Here is a 16,735-nt window from a genome sequence, read left to right on the forward strand (position 1 = left end):
GCCTGTTTCCGGTTTCTGATACTGGTTGCGATTATCCACGTATGCCGTTCGGGCCCTGGATGGGTAGTCGAGTTGGGGTGTGAACGTTCCATACGCCTCTCCGCGTGCTGAGGAAGGGGGCTTCGGCTCATGAGGCGACAGGGCGGCGGCGCCGTCCTACCGGAACCGTGGTTGCCAACCGACCGGCGACACCTGGAGCGCGTCCATGTGCACTTGGCACCGACCCACGGGAAACGTTCTCTTCACCACGTTGTAGTGCAATCCCTCGGTGGGGAGGTCGGGTCGCGTCAGGGCTGTCACCAAGGTGTCGAGGTCGGGCGGGGTTCCCAGGGCATGTACGTAGCGGAGAGAGGTGGCGTGCATGTCCGGCGCCGGGAGAGGGCGAAGACCGAGTTGTTGGGGTGTGCCGACACACCAGGTCCAGTCGATCGCGTCGAACGGTGGCCAGTCGGCCGGCAGCTCGGCCGTGGCCGTGCCCGCCCGTAGTTCTCCCCTCACACGGTCCAGCTGCTGGGCTGCGGAGGTGACCCAGTTTTCGACCTTCATGACCTCATGCAGGGAGAGTGCTTCGATCGGCCACTTGATCTCGAGGCACAGACCGAGACGCCTGCCCGGGTCCACGACGACCACGTCCAGATCACCAGCAGACCTGCCGTCGGTCCTGACCACCGGCACTCGTTCCGCGACCGAGGTGCCGGGTGTCGTGCGCAGCCAGGCAGCCCACGCCGCTGCGCGCTCGCCCTGTTCCCTACCTATGCGACCGAATCCCCGGGAGGCATGGGCGGCCGAGCGAAGCATGATCGGGTCCACGGCCCTCGGAGTCACGAGGGGCGGGCAGACGATGAGGACATCGCCGTGTCGGATAAGCGGGGAGGTCCTGCACGCGCGCCCGGTCCGGTAAGTGAGTCTTTCCACCACCAGAGCCTGATGAGCCTCCGAGACGTCCGGGCACATCTCCGCGAGGACGGCCATCAGCCGGGTGTCTGTCAGGTGGAAGAGCGTCGTCTCCAGCCGGGAGAGCCTGTGCGCTGTCTGCTCGCACAGGGAGGCGAGCCCCATGATCACGGCCAGGACGCTGATCATGTCGCCGGCGGTCATCCCCTCACCCAGGGGAAAGGAATCAGGCACCTGTCCTTCGGGCACCGACTGCCGGTATGCCTCGATCGTCGTGGAGGCGCGCTGGACGGCAGCGCGCAGGACCTCTGGTGGCGGGCTGGTCCGGGAGTCGACAGGCCGAGCGGAGATCCATCGGCGCTCCGTCTCGGACAGCTCCGGTAGCCGTGTGGGACGTGCGTCGCGTTCGAGGAACATGTCGGCTACCTCGGCCGATGCGTTCCAGCGGTGGCGCATCCGGAAGTTTCCCCTGGTCATCCGTACCTGATAGGCACCGCTCCGCACGCCGGTCTCCACCAGGTCCAGCCGCTGGGCCGCCGCCGCGGCAAGGACGATCTCCGTTGCGTCCTTCTCCGAGCACGTACCAGTGCTGACGGGATAGTCGTGGTGCCAGACGACGAGCTGAGCGAGGACGCTTTCCCACGGCAGATCCGTCATCATTCCTGCACTGATCTCCATCGCGCGGAATTTCGTCGCCGTCCGGAGAAGGTCGTAGATCCGCTCCGGTCCGGAGTTCCAGCCACGTAGTGAGCGGACCTGGTCACGAGCGCTGGCGATGGTGTCCAGCAGGTCCAGTTCGGGTTTCACGCAGGCTCCACTTGTGGACGATCGGTGTTCGAAGGGCCCTGCGGCGTCTGGCGGGGCCGGTGGTGGGGAGGGCAGAGCGCGGGCCCTCCCCACCGGGCAGTCACAGGGTGGGGTCCCAGTACCCGATTTTCGAGCCGTCCGGGGAACCGAACAGGTGCCAGCGGGAGAGGTTCCGGTTCCAGGACTGACAGGCCGTCTCGGGGAGCTGGAGGCAACCGTGGTCCGCACCCTCGTTCGTGATCATGCAGTTGGGGTCGTACAGACAGGAGTCGTTGTCGACGGCCCGGCTCACGACCGCGTCGAGGTTCTGCTCGAGTACGGTCCGCATGGCACCGAGGCTGAACTCGCTTCCGCCGTTGGGATAGATGGCGAAGGCCAGGTCGTACGGGAACAGGTACTCGGAGAGGCTGGTCTCGCTGTAGCCACTGTCAACTGCCAGCGCCCGCAGGAGCTGATGCGACAGGGAGTGGAGCAGACCGAACAGCTCGTGGACGGGCAGGTCGGGATGCCCCGGTGTCGGGCGGGTCTCGTGGGAGAGGGCCTTGCCGTCGCTCGGCCCGAGCTGGTGCACCAGCCACTGGGCGACGCCGCCGACGTCGTCGAGGGCGCGTCGACTCACGAGCTCGTTGCGGACCAACCACCGGCTCACCCGTTCCCTGTCCACCGGGAAGAGCAGTGCCTCCGCCTGTGTTGGGTGCGCGTAGAGCAGGGTCTTCTCAGGGGTGCCCCGTGAGGTGCGCCCTCGGTAGGGCACGAGATCCGCCTCCTCGGGGCTGAAACCCGTCCGGCTGTAGCCGATCGCGAGGTAGGTGATCGGGAGATCGCTCACCAGACAGGTGTCCCGGCCGAGGCCGGCAGCCGCAAGGACCTCGGGATAGCGCTCGTAGAGAGCGCGGCGCTCGGCGTTGCGTGCCTCCCGCTGGAGGCGGGGGACGCCCAGGCGCTCCAGGTTGAGGACCCGACGGTAGGTGTGCAGCTCGGCTGCGAGCCCGCGGGCGTCGTCGCTCTCGGTGTCGAGTCCGAGAGCCTTGCCCACCCGCTCCCTCAGATGGTCCACCTCGACGGGCATGAAGCGCGCCCGCAGTGCACGTGCCTGGTCGTGCAGACCGGCCTCCTCCATCACACGGATGCTCTCGATGACCTCGTCGGGGACGTTCACGGTGTGCCCGTCCGTGAGCCGCCGGAACTCCTCCTCGGTGATCTCACCGAGCCACCAGCCGAGGACGGCGGCCGTGTACAGGGGGTTGCCCTGGCGGGTGGCCTCTTCGGTTGTGGTCACGTTCACGAGCGTCAGGCCTTGGCCGACATGCGCTGTTCCCGCCGTGTGGAGCAGGGGATGCATGAACTTGTCCGGGTAGCTGCAGGACGAGTTGCTGCAGCTCCACTGCACACCCAGCGGGAAGCCGCATGTCATGCACTCCCAGCGGAAGTCACGGAATCGACTCGCACGGTCGTCCAGCCTGAACCGGGTGTGTCCCCTCGGGCACTTGCTCGGCGGGTACATGGGCGACATCTCGCCGCACCTGTGTGCGAACACGAACTGGAGCTGCCGGTTGCCGACGGCGTTGCCGCACACGGGGCAGGCCGGCGGCCAGTCGTCTGTCCCCGGCCGGGGGTCACTGGCCGACCAGACGTGTCCGCACCTTCCGCTGGCACAGCGCACCACCCGAGGCCAGATACGGCAGAAGACCTTGCCGGGGACCACGACCTCGTAGTGGCGATCGGCGAGCCGGTCCTCGTCTCCGGGAAACTCGGGTGCCCGGTCGGAGCCGGCGGCGAACGCGCGGCCGGCGGCCCGCCACCTGCGCACGAACCGCATGGCCTCTTGGACCAAGTGCTCGCGGTCGAGCGAGGGGCCGTCGAACTCCTCGTCCCGTCCGAACTGCACCACCTGGGCGGTGTAGCCGCCGCGGTGGTCGAAGGTCTGACCGGGGCGGTACCGGTAGAGGACCTGGCCCCGGTCGCGGGCCATGTCGTCGTTCCTCGGGTTGAACGCCATCACGACCTCCTGCCGTCGGACACGATGTGGAACGGGATGCCCTCGGAGACATCCCGGAGGCTTGTCATGGGCCGGTATTCGAGGCCCAGGTAGTCGCCTGTGGCGCGGTACCCGCGGTTGTTGCCGCCGGAGAGGTCGGCAGAGGTCCCGGCGGAGCGGAGGCTGGCCAGTGCATGCTCCACCATGTCCTCGAGATCACTGTGGAGCTCCTGGCCCTCCGGGCGATCCGACTGGAAGACCGTGTGAAGTGCCTCCAGCAGTTCGGTGAGTTGTACGCCCTCGAGCCCTCCGATCGAAGGATCACGGAGCGCGGCCTGCATCTTCGAGAGGTCGTGCAGGTGCCCTGGCGCGTTACCCGCTCGCCACCAGTCCCGGTTGGCGATCTGGAGGAGGTGGCCCATCAGTATCCCGGGGAGGGTCCTGCGCACGGCGAACCGGCTCCAGCGGTTGATGGCCACCGGCTCGACCATCCGGTCCAGGTACTCGTGGAACTTGCTGTGGTACCGGTAGTGCGACCGGTCCCGTTCCCTCACCGGGTTGAACAGCATGAACACGAGGCCGTGGTACGCACGGCCGACCCGCGACGACGCCTGGATGTACTCGGCCATGGACCTGGGCATTCCGTTGAACAGCATGAGGTTCAACCGGTCCACGTCGACCCCGTGGCTGACCATGCTCGTTGCGACGACCATGCCCGTGCTGCCGTTGGTGCTGCCCAGGTCGTCCAGGACACCACGCACCTCGTCCAGGCGTGTCTCGCCTTTCAGCTCGGCTACACGGAGATCCCTGAACCCCTCCCTACGCAGGGCCTCGTTTACCTGCGTGTCCAGCGAGCGCCGGATACGACCGAAGTCCACGAGGGTCGTCGCATACGTGAGACTCGTGCGGTACAGGTCGACGACTGCGCGGAGCTCCTCCTCCGGCCAGGCTTCGAGAGCCGGGGGAAGATCCCGACGCTGGTCGAGCTTCCACAGAGCCCGGTGTGCGGACGTCAGGATCCTGACCAGCGTCATCTCCGCCGTACCCCGTGTCGGCATGACCCCGACGAAGCGACGCAGGGGTAGACCTCGGTCGAGACGCCAGTAAAAGCTCTCGTCGAGGTTGGGGCCGGGAAGAGGAACCACCACCGACCGCAGGCCGAAGAGGTGTTCGCTCTGGCGGTCCTCGCCGCGGATGGTCGCGGTGGTCGCGATCACCTTCATCCGGACCCCCCGTCCGTCGGGGCGCTGCCGGGCTGTCAGCGTGCGCTGGACCTCTGCCAGGAGCCCCTCGTAGTGCCCCGAGAACGCACCGAGTTCCTCGTTGACCATGTGGAGTTCGTCGATGATCTCCAACGACGGGGAGGGGTCGTAGAGGGGAGCCCCTCCCAAGGGCTTGGGAGGCGACTTCGGATGGCCTGGGGCATGACGCTCGTGGCACTTGCCGCCCCGACCGAATCCGTGGGGAGTGCACCAGCAGTCGACGTCCCCGAAGAGCGCGCCGAACCGGTCCGACAGTCCGATGTTCGCGAGCTTGTCCAGAGTGCCGACCACGACGGTGGGGAGGTAGCGGTAGATCTCCGTGTCCACCACGACGATCGGGAGGACCTTGCCACATCGTTCGTTGCCGCAGACGTGTTCCAACCTGAGGCGCTGGGGATCGGGGGGCGGGATGTGCACCGACCGCTCACCGCAGTAGGGGCAGTCGTGCACCAGCCGGAACGCGTGGCGCTCCGCCTCGCTCGACCGAAGGCGGTCGAGCGTGCGGTCGGCGGTCAGGGAGTTCGGCGTGTTGCCGCCGCCGGCGTAGAACCCGATGAAGAACGGCCACCCGGGGTCACCGCCGATCTCCTTGAGCCTGTCGGCGTTCCGGTCCCGGACGATGTCCGCGGCAGCGACGACGTCGAGTTGCCGCTGTGTCTGCTGCAGGGTGAGTAGCCTGAGGGGGAAGCGGCACCAAGCCGAGACGCCGACAGTCTTGCCTCTGGCGCGGTCGTAGAACATGCACACCAGCACCAGTCCGAGGTACGCCTCGGTCTTGCCGCCTCCGGTCGGGTACCAGACGACGGTGGCCGCCTCGGTCGGGTCCACGCCCTGGTCGTCACCCCAGAGTCCGGGGGAGAAGAGGTGCTGCGGGTGCTCCCGCCAGGCCAGGGCGCCGAGCTGGCTGACGATGGCCACGAGCTGGAACAGCCGCCATCCCTGACTCGGCCGCTTCCGACGCTGGTTGAGCTCCGTCATGGATTCGTTGGCGAGCTGGAACGCAACCAGCAGGCGCCTGTCCCGTCGCAACCACGCGATGCCGTCGCGGAACCGCGAGACCTCAAGTGCGGCGGCCCGTCGGTCGTCCTCCTTCCGATCGGCCAGTCCGGGCCTGTCCTGGAGGTCCGCTGTGCTCCAGGCCGGCGAGTCCAGGTACGCCTCCATCTTGTCGGCGAGGTCGTCGAGAACCGGAAGCGGGTCGGCCGCGAGCGCCGCGTATCCCCATCGTTCGTCGGTCCGGGCCACGGCGCGGTGGGTGTCGTGCTGTGGAACGGGCACACTGCGCACAGCCACGAGTTGCCCGTCATGCCACCGCGGCTCGACACCGCAGTTGTTCGCGTACGCCCCGAGCTCCCCGGAGTAGCGATAGGCGTCGGCGCCGAGGTCCATCGTGATCGGCAGCAGACGGTCGCCCTCGACTTCCAGGCCCGCGCGGAACAGGGCGTTGTCCCTGGCCTCGTCACGGCGTGTACGGCCGGCGTTGCTACCCCGACCTTGGACGGTCACGACGGGGTCTTTGGCGAGGTTCTGGAGTGTCGCCGTCACACGGAGCCGACCGGAGGCGACCGGCCTCGACGTGACGACGACGTGCGCGCCGGGGGACGGCACCACGGGGTCCCCGCCCACCTCCCGAGCCAGCCACTGTTCGAAGGCCTCGTCATCCTTCATCGCAGCAGGAGGGACCAGTCGCTCTCGGCGGTCGCTCCCGACGCGGCGGTCGATCCGCGGGTCGCGGAGAGCCAGCTCGACGGCCTCCGCGAAGGCGTGCCGGAACTCGGCTTCCAGGGTCTGCCGCAGACCGGCCTCGTGCCCCAGGACGATCTCCACCGGCCCGACCGTCACACCAAGTCGCTTGAACAACGGAGCCAGCCGGTACGGCTCCTCGCGCTCGCCGGCCCACTCCAGCTGCTGGACGCGGGTCGGCAGTGCCGAGTAGTAGAACGAGGCTTTGGCCTTGACCGTGACGGAGCTGGCGTTCTCGGCTTCGAACTCGAACCCGAGGCTGTCCGGAGTGGTCCGTCCGTACCGTGGAGCGGCGCCGCCCGGCTCGACGGTGTGGGGGCCGAGGCTTTCCATGAAGTAGCGGGCACTGGGAGGTTCGCCCAGGCACACGTCGCCTTGGGCCTCTCCCGTCGCGTCGCTGACCACCGCGCTCACGAGGTGCTCGACGAGCGCTGTCTGCTGGGCGACACTCGGCTCGAACGGGGGAGTGGTCACGGCGTCTCCCCAAGAGGCCGGGCGTGTGCCGCCGGAATGGGGGAGGGGCCGTAAGAGGACCTGACGAGGCAGGTGCCGTCGCTCGGGAACTGGCGACGGGGGAGCCGAATCGGCTCCGATGCGCGTGCCGGGGATGGTGAACATGCCGAACCGGCCCGCAGGACAGGGGTGTCCACGGGAACTCCAAGGTCCGCGAGTCAGAAGCCGCCACGGCACGACGCCATGGCCGGACATCTTCTGCTTCTCCGAACCTGAGCAGCATGGGCTCAGGTGGAACGAAGTCACAAGCTGCTAACCCAAATTGGTCAAGTCTGTCTTGAACGGTTCGATCTCTTGCCTGAATCGATCGAACGCGCCGATGAGCTCCTGCTCGGAGCGATCGGTGCCCCGTCCCCTTCGACCGTGAACGGGGCTGCCGACCTCCGCCGCAGGGGCGGACTACGAGTGGCCCCGCTCTCGCCTGACCGCTTCGACTTCCGGGTCCTGGCCGTCACGTGTCGTCGGCTCGGGCTCCCGTTCCGCACCTCGGCCACCCGGTCCTGTGCGCCATGCGGAGTAGAGGCCCGCCAGCGCGATGGTCACCGCAGCGAGCGACTCGGGTGCGACGCCGAGAGCCACGAGGGCCACGCCCGTCGCCAGCACGGTCACGAGGGCCACCAGGTCGTACACGGAGCGACGGGTGGAAGGGGTGCGCTGGGGCATGACGGCTCTCCTCTGGTGACGTACGTGACGAGGCCAGACTGTGGCCCCCGTGGCAGCACCGGTAGTGTTCTCTCCGTTCTATCTGAGAGAACATCAAAATTGCCGAGAGAACGGACGCTGATGTCAGCTCGCCTGAGGGGGAAGGATGGGCGGCCGCCTGGTCTTCCCTACGGAGCGAACGACGCAGAGGACCTGCTCGTCCTGTTCCTGCGCGGTCTTCGGGATGCCGCCGGACTGTCGGTGGAGCGGATACACCTCCAGCTGCCCGACATGGTGGGCGACAAGCCGAAGCCGGCTCCGTCGACGCTGCACAGGGTCCTGAGGGGTAAGGGCCTCAGGAACCGTCAAGGTTTGGTCAAGGCCCTCATCGAGATATGCGTCCCGGACCCGATCGAGGCGGCGAAGGCCCACAGGAGGGCCCATGCGCTGCTGAAGAAGGCGTGGGAGCAGCCAGGCCGGGCCGAGGCTGACCAAGGGCAGGGCGATGGCAAGGACTGGTCTGCTCACCTGGCGAAACTCGTTCATGTGCAAGAACAGTTGCTGGACACCCAGGCGGCCCTTGACCTTGCCCTCCAGGCCAAGAAACAGGCGGAGGCGAAGCTCGACGCCCACTCGAGCTCACGCGAAGAGGAGATCGCCGAACTGCGGCGAGGTCTGCTGGCCGTCACGGGCGAGCGGGACGCGGCGCTGAGGTTCGTCCAGGAGGCGACGCAGCGGATCACCGGCTTGGAGCGGAAGCTTGCCGCAGTTGGTACGAACCCGACTCCTGGCAGGAAGGCGGAGCAATGGCAGGGCACGGAGTCGATCCCCAGCGTCACTCACGGTGTGGACGAAGTGGCGATGGTGAGGGATGAGCTGCTGGGTCTCGACCCCTCCGGACGTCGAATGACGGCCGTGCTGGAGCACGCCACGGAGAGACTGCTCGACGGGGAGCTCACCGGACGGTTCCGCTGGGAGGAGCTCACCCAGTCGGAGAAGGCGATGGCTGGGCAGCTCATCGAGAACCTGATGCGGCACGACTTCCGGTTCGACACCCGCGGACCGCTCGACTTCAGGATCGCCGGGGTTGATGTGGAACTCAAGGTGACGTCCAGTTCGACCTGGACCATCCCGAGGGAAGCCCAGGGCCGTGTGTGCATGCTGGTCCACCTCGACCACCGCAGGGGGTTGTGGAGCCTCGGAGTGGTGAGGGCGACCGAGGAGCTGCTGCGCTCTGGCGCCAACAAGGACGGCAAGCGGAATCTGAGCCGTGCGGGACACGAGGCGATCGAATGGATCCACAAGGACAGCCGCCTGCCGGTGAACGTCCTGAACCGACTCCCTGCCGCCGACTTGCAGGCGATTCTTGCCCAGACGACTGGCCAGGGGCGCGTGAACGAACTGTTCCGCGCGGCGCAGCGCCAGTCGGTGACCCTTCCGGTCCTCGCCACGGTCGCGAGGCAGCGGGATGCGGCGAAGAGGGCGCGGGATGCCCGGAGGATCCTGGCCGCCGAGGGCATCCTCGTCCTGAACCACCGCAACTCCGATCCTGAGATCGCCAGGGCCTTGGGGCTGCCGGTCCCGGAGAAGGGGACGTGGGTCAGCGTTCGTCTGGCGCTGGCCACCCAGGAAGAACGCGGCACAGGTCGGTCGGTCGTCCTGTCCGGTACGTGGTGGAGACTGGCGAAGCCGGATGACGAGGTGAGTCCCCTTCCCGGCCACTGACAGACTCCACTCGCAGGTCCTACGCAAGCGGTTCTGTCGTGTCCGATCAGCTGCGGCGGCCCCGGCTGACGCCCCCGAACGCAGGGACATCCCAGGGACTTTTCAGGGACTTTCACGTCTGTCCCAGGGAGATCTCAGGGACTTTCCGCCAGGTAAGCAGGGAAGGCCCTGACAGCGCTGAAAGACGTAAATGCGCTGGTCAGGGCCCAGAACCTCAGCACTCGATGATGTTCACCGCGAGACCGCCGCGCGCCGTCTCCTTGTACTTCACGTTCATGCGGCCACTCGGCATCGCTCTTCCATCCATTGGCGAATCTCCGTAGGTGAGAACCGAAGCTGTTGGCCTACCCGGAAGCTCGGCATTCCTTCCTTGAGATGGTTGTCATACACCCAGGAAGTCGGCTTCCCGAGGTAGGTGGCAAGCGCCTTGACGTCCCACATCGGCTCACTCACAAACAATTCCTCTACGCTTGCTCTGGCTGCTCGCGAGGACGGTAGTGAGGAATCGCGGCCGCACCAAGCGGGTGGAGGTCTGCCGGGCGACGAGGGTCCCGGAGTCAGCACCGATCCAGCACGACGCACCCGAACGGACCGGAACGGACGCCAGCGGAAGTCAGCACCAGGTCAGCACCAGCGCGTCTGCGCTCGATTTGCCTCGCGCGGTCCGTGCCTCTGACCTGCATGTTTGTGCAGGAGGGCGCCGCGTGGTAAGCGGCGCCCTCCCATTTGGAGAACATCTGGCTCCGCACCAAGCGCTACGACGCGAACGGCAAGGTCAGAAGCGGTACGGGCGGGGTCTGCTACCTCTACTGGCCCGCCAGGCCGACGGCGGAGCAGCGCCGGGTCCTGAGGTCGTTCGACCTGATGTGACCAGACGCGGCGCCACGGCCGCCTCACCCACCTGACGCCGCGTTCCCGGCCGTCCCGGGTGAGGCGGCCGTACACGTCCACCATGACCCGGAACGAGCGGTGTCCGAGTCGGCGGGGCACTTCGCGGACGGACGGGCCGCTCGTCGAGGCCGCGGTGGTCCATCAGGGCCGCGAGGCGTGCGCACTTTACTCGGGTGGCCGGAGCCTGCCGACAGCCCGATCCCACGATTCTCGCTGGAGACCTGGGTACGGCGGGGCGATGTCACGGGCTGAGGCTCAGCCCGGAGGCGCCGGGCCATCGGGGCCGCGGCCGCATTTCCGGGAGATCACAGGGGTGGCGGGCCGGGACCGGGCTGTTGCCGGCCGCCTCGGGGCCGCGGTCGCGAGGGACCGCCGGATGCCGCGTCGCCGAGGCCGGAGCGGCTGCTGGCCGGGATGCGCCGCAGATTGCGGCCGAATCACATCGCCACCCGGGCAAACATCGTGCAGACACGATCATCGTATCGAGTTAATGTCACCGGCTTTCCTTGCTCCGGGCGGCGAAGTGACAACTAGGGTTCCCCTGGATCTGGACGGATTCCCGTCCGCATACACCTTTCCTCAGCTGTTGCCCGATGACGTCCGCATACGCGTGTCACCGCCCTCCCCAAGGAGCGCTCGTCCGATGACTGTTGACTCGAGCCCGGAAGCCCGACCGGAACCGCCCCGGCAATCCAGCCTGGGCACGGCCGCTGCCCGCAACCTCGCCACCACGACCAAATCGGCCCCGCAGATGCAGGAGATCACCTCCCGCTGGCTGCTGCGGATGCTCCCCTGGGTGGAGGCCCGGGGCGGTGCCTACCGGGTGAACCGCCGCCTGTCCTACACCGTCGGCGACGGGACTGTGGAGTTCGTCCAGGACGGCGCCCAGGTCAGGGTGATCCCTCGTGAGCTCGGTGAACTCGCCCTGCTGCGCGGCTTCGACGACGTGGAGGTGCTGACCGCACTCGCCGGCCGCTGCATCCAGCACGACTTCCGGGCGGGCGAGACGCTGGTCGAGCGCGGGACGCCCGCGGACAAGCTCCACCTGATCGCCCACGGCCGGGTCAACCAGACCTCCGTCGGCAACTACGGCGACGAGGTCGCTCTGGAGGTACTCGCCGACGGCGACCGGTTCGGGGAGGACACCCTCCTGGACGAGGACGCCCGGTGGGAGCGCACCGTCACCGCCGAGACCTCGGGCACGCTGCTCACGTTGTCACGCGCCGACTTCGCGGCAGTGCTGTCCACGGCGCCGGGCCTGCGGGCCCATCTCGAAGAGTTCTCGTCGCTTTCCAACCGGCGGCAGAACCATCGCGGCGAGGCGGAGATCGCGATGTCGGCCGGCCATGTCGGAGAGCACGAGCTGCCCGGCGCGTTCGTCGACTACGAACTGCATCCGCGCGAGTACGAACTCTCGGTCGCCCAGACCGTTCTGCGGGTCCACACGAGGGTCGCCGACCTCTACAACGAGCCGATGAACCAGACCAAGGAGCAACTCCGGCTCACGATCGAGGCGTTGCGCGAGCGCCAGGAGCACGAGCTGATCAACAACCGGGAGTTCGGCCTGCTCCACAACGCCGACTTCAAGCAGCGCATCCAGACGCACTCCGGCCCGCCGACCCCGGACGACCTGGACGAACTGCTCTGCCGACGCCGCGGTTCCAAGTTCTTCCTCGCGCACCCCCGGACGATCGCGGCGATCGGGCGTGAGTTCAACTCGCGCGGGATCTATCCCGACCACGCCGATCTCGGGGGCCAGCAGGTCCCGGCCTGGCGCGGGGTCCCGATCCTCCCGTGCAACAAGATCCCCGTCACGCCGGAGAAGACCAGCTCGATCCTCGTCATGCGTACCGGCGAGGACAACCAGGGCGTCGTCGGACTGCACCAGACCGGGCTGCCGGACGAGTACGAACCGGGTCTGTCGGTCCGCTTCATGGGCATCGACGAGAAGGCGATCATCTCCTACCTCGTCAGCACCTACTACTCCGCCGCGATCCTCGTGCCGGACGCGGTCGGCGTGCTGGAGAACGTGCAGATCGCCCGCTGGCCGAAGTAACGGCCCCGGCCCGAAAGGCATGTGTGCGACACCCCGGACCCGCCGGGGAGGTCGCGCGTGCCCGAGGGCTCCGGGACAGCCGCCCACCCATCGAGGAGCCATGGATGCCCGTGCCTGAGCTGCCACCGCCGCAGTCGAGCCTGCCCGAGGCCGCTTCCCGCTTCGGGGCGCACGTACTGGCTGCCGCAGCGGCCCGCGCCTGCGATATCGGGGCCGCCGTCGGCGGTCCGCCCTACGCACCTTCCCTGCCCGCCCCGTCCGCGCCCTTCGCGCCTCCGCTCGGGGAGCCGGCGGCCGGGGCGCCGACACCGACCGCCGACCTGGAACGGGTCCTGCGCGGCCCCAGCGGTCTGGGCACGGCGGGCCTGCGCCTGGTCCCGCGGGAGGAGCCGCCGACGCCCTCGGCCCCGTCGGCAGGAACGACAGAAGGCGTGCCGGTCCCGGGCCTCTACTACCACCCGGTGCCCGAGCCCGACCCGGTGCGGGTCGAGGAGGTCAGCCGGAGGATCAAGTCCTGGGCGCTGGACGAGGTCGCTCTGTTTCCCGAGGACTGGGAGGAGGAGTTCGACGGCTTCTCCGTGGGCCGCTACATGGTCGGCTGCCATCCGGACGCGCCCACCGTCGACCACCTGATGCTCGCCACGCGCCTGATGGTGGCAGAGAACGCGGTGGACGACTGTTACTGCGAGGACCACGGGGGCTCGCCCGTCGGCCTCGGTGAGCGCCTTCTGCTGGCGCACACCGCACTCGACCCCCTGTACACCACGGAGGAATACCAACCGCAGTGGGCGAAGTCGCTCCACGCGGACGCGCCTCGGCGTGCCTACCGCTCCGCCATGGAGTACTTCGTCCGCGCGGCCGGCGCCTCCCAGGCGGACCGGCTGCGGCACGACATGGCCCGGTTGCACATGGGGTACCTCGCCGAAGCGGCCTGGGCCCAGCTCGACCATGTCCCTGAGGTGTGGGAGTACCTGGCCATGCGCCAGTTCAACAACTTCCGCCCCTGCCCCACCATCACCGACACCGTCGGCGGCTACGAACTGCCGGCGGACCTGCACGCCCAGGCCGCCATGCAGAAGGTCATCGCTCTCGCGGGAAACGCGACGACCATCGTGAACGACCTGTACTCGTACACCAAGGAACTCGACTCTCCCGGGCAGCACCTGAACCTGCCCGTCGTGATCGCCGAGCGTGAGGGTCTCTCCGACCGGGATGCCTATCTGAAGTCGATCGAGGTCCACAACGACCTCATGCACGACTTCGAGACCGAGGCCGCGGCCCTGGCCGCCGCCTGCCCCGCCCCGAACGTGCAGCGCTTCCTGCGGGGCGTGGCCGCCTGGGTCGACGGCAACCACCACTGGCACCAGTCCAATACCTATCGCTACAGCCTGCCCGATTTCTGGTAAGAGAATGGATTCACCTGTGCCCAACACCGAGCTCACCGCCACCGCCACCGTCACCTCCCCGCGCATCCCCCACCCGGCGACGCCCTACCAGGGGGACATCGCCCGCTACTGGGACGGGGAGGCCAGGCCCGTGAACCTGCGTCTCGGCGCTGTCGACGGTCTCTACCACCACCACTACGGCATCGGTGAGGTCGACCACACCGCACTCGGCGACCCCGAGGACAGCGAGCGGGAGAAGAAGCTGATCACCGAGCTCCACCGACTGGAGTCGGCGCAGGCCGAGTTCCTGCTGGGACAGCTCGGCGAGATCGGGCGTGACGACACCCTGGTGGACGCGGGCTGCGGCCGCGGCGGCACGATGGTGATGGCGCACCAGCGCTTCGGATGCACGGTCGAAGGCGTCACACTGTCGGCCAAGCAGGCCGACTTCGCCAATGGACGTGCCCGTGAACTCGGCTTCGAGGACCACGTCCGCGCCCGCGTCTGCAACATGCTCGCCACGCCCTTCGAGACCGGGTCGGCCGCGGCTTCGTGGAACAACGAGTCGAGCATGTACGTCGATCTGCACGACCTCTTCGCCGAACACTCCCGCGTCCTGTCGGTCGGCGGTCGCTACGTGACCGTCACCGGCTGCTGGAACCCGCGGTACGGCCAGCCCTCGAAGTGGGTCTCGCAGATCAACGCACACTTCGAGTGCAACATCCACTCGCGCCGGGAGTACCTGCGCGCCATGGCCGACAATCGCCTCGTGCCGCAGGCCGTCATCGACCTCACCCCCGACACCCTGCCCTACTGGGAGCTGCGGGCCACGTCATCGCTGGTCACAGGAATCGAGGACGCGTTCATCAACTCCTACAAGGACGGGTCCTTCCAGTACCTCCTCATCGCAGCCGACCGCGTCTGACCTCCTGTCGGCCGGGCCCGGGGTCCGGACGCCCTGGCACCGGGGGTCCACAAGGGTTCCCCTCCGCAAGGTTTCGGCCTGCGGAGGGGAACCCCCGTCGGGGTTGCCCAGCTTCCGTGAACCACGAGGATCGACGGCGGCGACCGAGCCTCTCGCACCTGCGTAAATCCCGCAGCGGAACAGCCCTCGGTCGCGATGTCCGAGGCCGCGATGCCCGAGGGCGCTGCTCACCGGTGCCCTGTTCCGTGTGACCATCCGGTTCCGGCACGGCCACGCCGACGGCGGACCGGCGCCGGGCCCTCGGGCTGCCGGGCCCGATGCGAACCGGAGCGGGGCGCCGCGGCCGTACCGGGTGGCCCGCCCGCACCGGTCACGGCGCGGCCCCGTCGGCAGGCTGCACGGGCCGACGGGGCCGGGGACGGTTTCCGGGGCGGTCAGCGCAGCCGGAGCGCCTCGCGGATCGTGGTGAACAGGTCGGTCTGGTCGGTGACGCCCAGGACCCGGTAGGCCTGCGGGCCCTGCGCCGCGATCCGGACCTCGGTGCCGGTGTGCTCCTGCGACTGGCCGGGCGTGTTGGTCGAGTAGTTGACCTTGATCTGCTGGCCCTCGTCGGTGACGAGCGTGGAGGTCAGGCCGGGGGGCTGGGCCTCCAGGGGCACGATCTGGCTGCTGTGGCCGTGGTCGGCGGTGGTGACCACGAGGGTGTCGGGGTGCTTGGCCGCGTACGCGCGGGCCGTCTTCACCGCACGGTCGAACGCCGCCGTCTCGCCGATCTGGCCGCACGGGTCGGCCGCGTGGTCCTGCTTGTCGATCGAGGCGCCCTCGACCTGGAGGAAGAAGCCCTTCTTGCTGTGGTTCCGCTTCTGCTTCTCCTCCAGGAGCTGGATGGCCTTGGCGGTCTGGTCGGCGAGGTTCGGGGTGCCGGCGGGCCGGTTCGGGTTGGAGGTGACGCAGCGCTGCGGGTCGGTCCCGCCGACCGCGGCGGCCTTGCCCGTCCACTCGGTGGCGACGTTGCCGGGGGCGAACAGGCCGAGCACCGGCTTTCCGCCCTTGACCGCCTTCAGGGAGGCGTTGTCGGTGACGACCTGGTAACCCAGCTTCCGCGCCTGCTCGGTGACCGTCAGGCCCTTGTACCTGCCCTCGGTCACCTTCTGGTCGAAGCGCTGCTTGCCGCCGCCGAGGAGCACATCGACCTTGTGGTCGACGCTCTGCTCGGCGATGGAGCCGGGGCCGCCCTTGGCGATGGTGTCGGTGGGGCACTTGGCCATGTCGGCGGGGCCCTGGCAGGAGCGGTCGGTGGTGTGCGAGGCGAGAACGGCCGGGGTGGCGTCGGTCAGCTCGGCGGTGGTCACCGAGCCGGTCGCGTAACCGCCCTTCTGCGCCAGTTCCAGAATGGTCGGCACGGCCTTGTCGGTGCCCGGCGTCTTGGAGATCCGCCCGTTGACGGTCTTCACGCCGGTGGCCCAGCCGGTGCCGCTGGCCGCGGAGTCGGTGACGTAGTCGGGCGTGCCGTCGGCGTGTACCGCGTACGTCGTGTACGCGCCGGTCAGCGGGAACCTGTCCATGTTCAGGCGGCCCGCCGCCCCCACGGTGTAATCGCGGGCGAGGGTGATCTCCGAGTCGCCCATGCCGTCGCCGATGAGCAGGATGACGTTCTTCGCCTTGCCGCCCTTGATGGCGTCGTCGGCGTGATCCTGGGGGCCGTACGCACCGGCCGACGCCGTGAGGGCCACGGCGGCGGTGGCGGCGACGAGGACCGCACCGGTGGCTGTCAGGTGACTGCGGGACAGGCGCTGTCTGGGCATGGAAATCTCCTTGATCCGGTCGGCCGGGAAGCACCGACGACGATCACCTCATCAGCGGGGGGTGAACCACCGGTGACGTCGAAGCCGCTTCCGGCCTGCCGGAACATGG

Annotated in this window: 9 protein-coding genes and 1 pseudogene; 5 read left to right on the forward strand and 5 right to left on the reverse strand. The window is 68.4% G+C overall.

From position 1 onward, the window contains the following. Positions 1-156: 156 nt before the first annotated feature. The 4 genes from AB0D53_RS28010 to AB0D53_RS28025 all read right to left on the reverse strand — a co-directional run bounded on the left by AB0D53_RS28010 (position 157) and on the right by AB0D53_RS28025 (position 7,860). The gene (locus AB0D53_RS28010; RefSeq protein WP_362451502.1) at positions 157-1,701 is read right to left on the reverse strand and encodes a hypothetical protein; all 1,545 of its coding nucleotides are present in this window, start codon (positions 1,699-1,701) and stop codon (positions 157-159) included. Between the two features lie 100 nt (positions 1,702-1,801). Then, a complete protein-coding gene (locus AB0D53_RS28015; protein ID WP_362451504.1) occupies positions 1,802-3,700 on the reverse strand; it encodes a hypothetical protein in 1,899 nt (632 codons plus the stop codon). Beyond that, positions 3,700-7,158: a helicase-related protein gene (locus AB0D53_RS28020; RefSeq protein WP_362451506.1), complete on the reverse strand. Its 3,459-nt coding sequence runs from the start codon at positions 7,156-7,158 to the stop codon at positions 3,700-3,702. The genes AB0D53_RS28015 and AB0D53_RS28020 overlap by 1 nt, the downstream gene beginning before the upstream one ends. 438 nt (positions 7,159-7,596) lie before the next feature. Further along, positions 7,597-7,860, reverse strand: coding sequence for a hypothetical protein (locus AB0D53_RS28025; RefSeq protein ID WP_362451508.1), 264 nt, complete (start codon positions 7,858-7,860; stop codon positions 7,597-7,599). Positions 7,861-7,980: 120 nt separating this feature from the next. On the opposite strand from AB0D53_RS28025, the gene AB0D53_RS28030 reads away from it, so the two are divergent. The 5 genes and pseudogenes from AB0D53_RS28030 (at position 7,981) to AB0D53_RS28050 (ending at position 14,821) form a co-directional block, all read left to right on the forward strand. Continuing rightward, the gene (locus tag AB0D53_RS28030) at positions 7,981-9,564 is read left to right on the forward strand and encodes a NaeI family type II restriction endonuclease (protein WP_362451510.1); all 1,584 of its coding nucleotides are present in this window, start codon (positions 7,981-7,983) and stop codon (positions 9,562-9,564) included. A gap of 729 nt (positions 9,565-10,293) precedes the next feature. Continuing rightward, positions 10,294-10,434: pseudogene (locus AB0D53_RS28035) on the forward strand (peptidase C39 family protein); the annotation flags it as partial. A 664-nt stretch (positions 10,435-11,098) separates the two neighbouring features. Then, positions 11,099-12,511: a family 2B encapsulin nanocompartment shell protein gene (locus tag AB0D53_RS28040; protein WP_362451513.1), complete on the forward strand. Its 1,413-nt coding sequence runs from the start codon at positions 11,099-11,101 to the stop codon at positions 12,509-12,511. Positions 12,512-12,615: 104 nt separating this feature from the next. Then, on the forward strand, positions 12,616-13,917 hold the full coding sequence (locus tag AB0D53_RS28045; RefSeq protein ID WP_362451517.1) for a family 2 encapsulin nanocompartment cargo protein terpene cyclase: 1,302 nt from the start codon (positions 12,616-12,618) through the stop codon (positions 13,915-13,917). A 4-nt stretch (positions 13,918-13,921) separates the two neighbouring features. Continuing rightward, on the forward strand, positions 13,922-14,821 hold the full coding sequence (locus tag AB0D53_RS28050; protein WP_362451520.1) for a geranyl diphosphate 2-C-methyltransferase: 900 nt from the start codon (positions 13,922-13,924) through the stop codon (positions 14,819-14,821). Between the two features lie 434 nt (positions 14,822-15,255). Here AB0D53_RS28050 and AB0D53_RS28055 read toward each other — a convergent pair whose 3' ends face one another. Further along, positions 15,256-16,626 (reverse strand): alkaline phosphatase, encoded by a 1,371-nt coding sequence (locus tag AB0D53_RS28055; RefSeq protein ID WP_362451522.1) that lies wholly within the window; start codon positions 16,624-16,626, stop codon positions 15,256-15,258. Positions 16,627-16,735: the final 109 nt, after the last annotated feature.

The organism is Streptomyces sp. NPDC048295, from assembly GCF_040652135.1.
Lineage (GTDB): Bacteria > Actinomycetota > Actinomycetes > Streptomycetales > Streptomycetaceae > Streptomyces.

What these genes read in the sequence shown, in the direction of transcription:
- AB0D53_RS28050 (WP_362451520.1), top strand. Translation starts at nt 13,922, where the DNA reads ATGGATTCACCTGTGCCCAACACCGAGCTCACCGCCACCGCCACCGTC.
- AB0D53_RS28025 (WP_362451508.1), bottom strand. Translation starts at nt 7,860, where the DNA reads ATGCCCCAGCGCACCCCTTCCACCCGTCGCTCCGTGTACGACCTGGTG.
- AB0D53_RS28040 (WP_362451513.1), top strand. Translation starts at nt 11,099, where the DNA reads ATGACTGTTGACTCGAGCCCGGAAGCCCGACCGGAACCGCCCCGGCAA.
- AB0D53_RS28015 (WP_362451504.1), bottom strand. Translation starts at nt 3,700, where the DNA reads ATGGCGTTCAACCCGAGGAACGACGACATGGCCCGCGACCGGGGCCAG.
- AB0D53_RS28045 (WP_362451517.1), top strand. Translation starts at nt 12,616, where the DNA reads ATGCCCGTGCCTGAGCTGCCACCGCCGCAGTCGAGCCTGCCCGAGGCC.
- AB0D53_RS28055 (WP_362451522.1), bottom strand. Translation starts at nt 16,626, where the DNA reads ATGCCCAGACAGCGCCTGTCCCGCAGTCACCTGACAGCCACCGGTGCG.
- AB0D53_RS28030 (WP_362451510.1), top strand. Translation starts at nt 7,981, where the DNA reads ATGTCAGCTCGCCTGAGGGGGAAGGATGGGCGGCCGCCTGGTCTTCCC.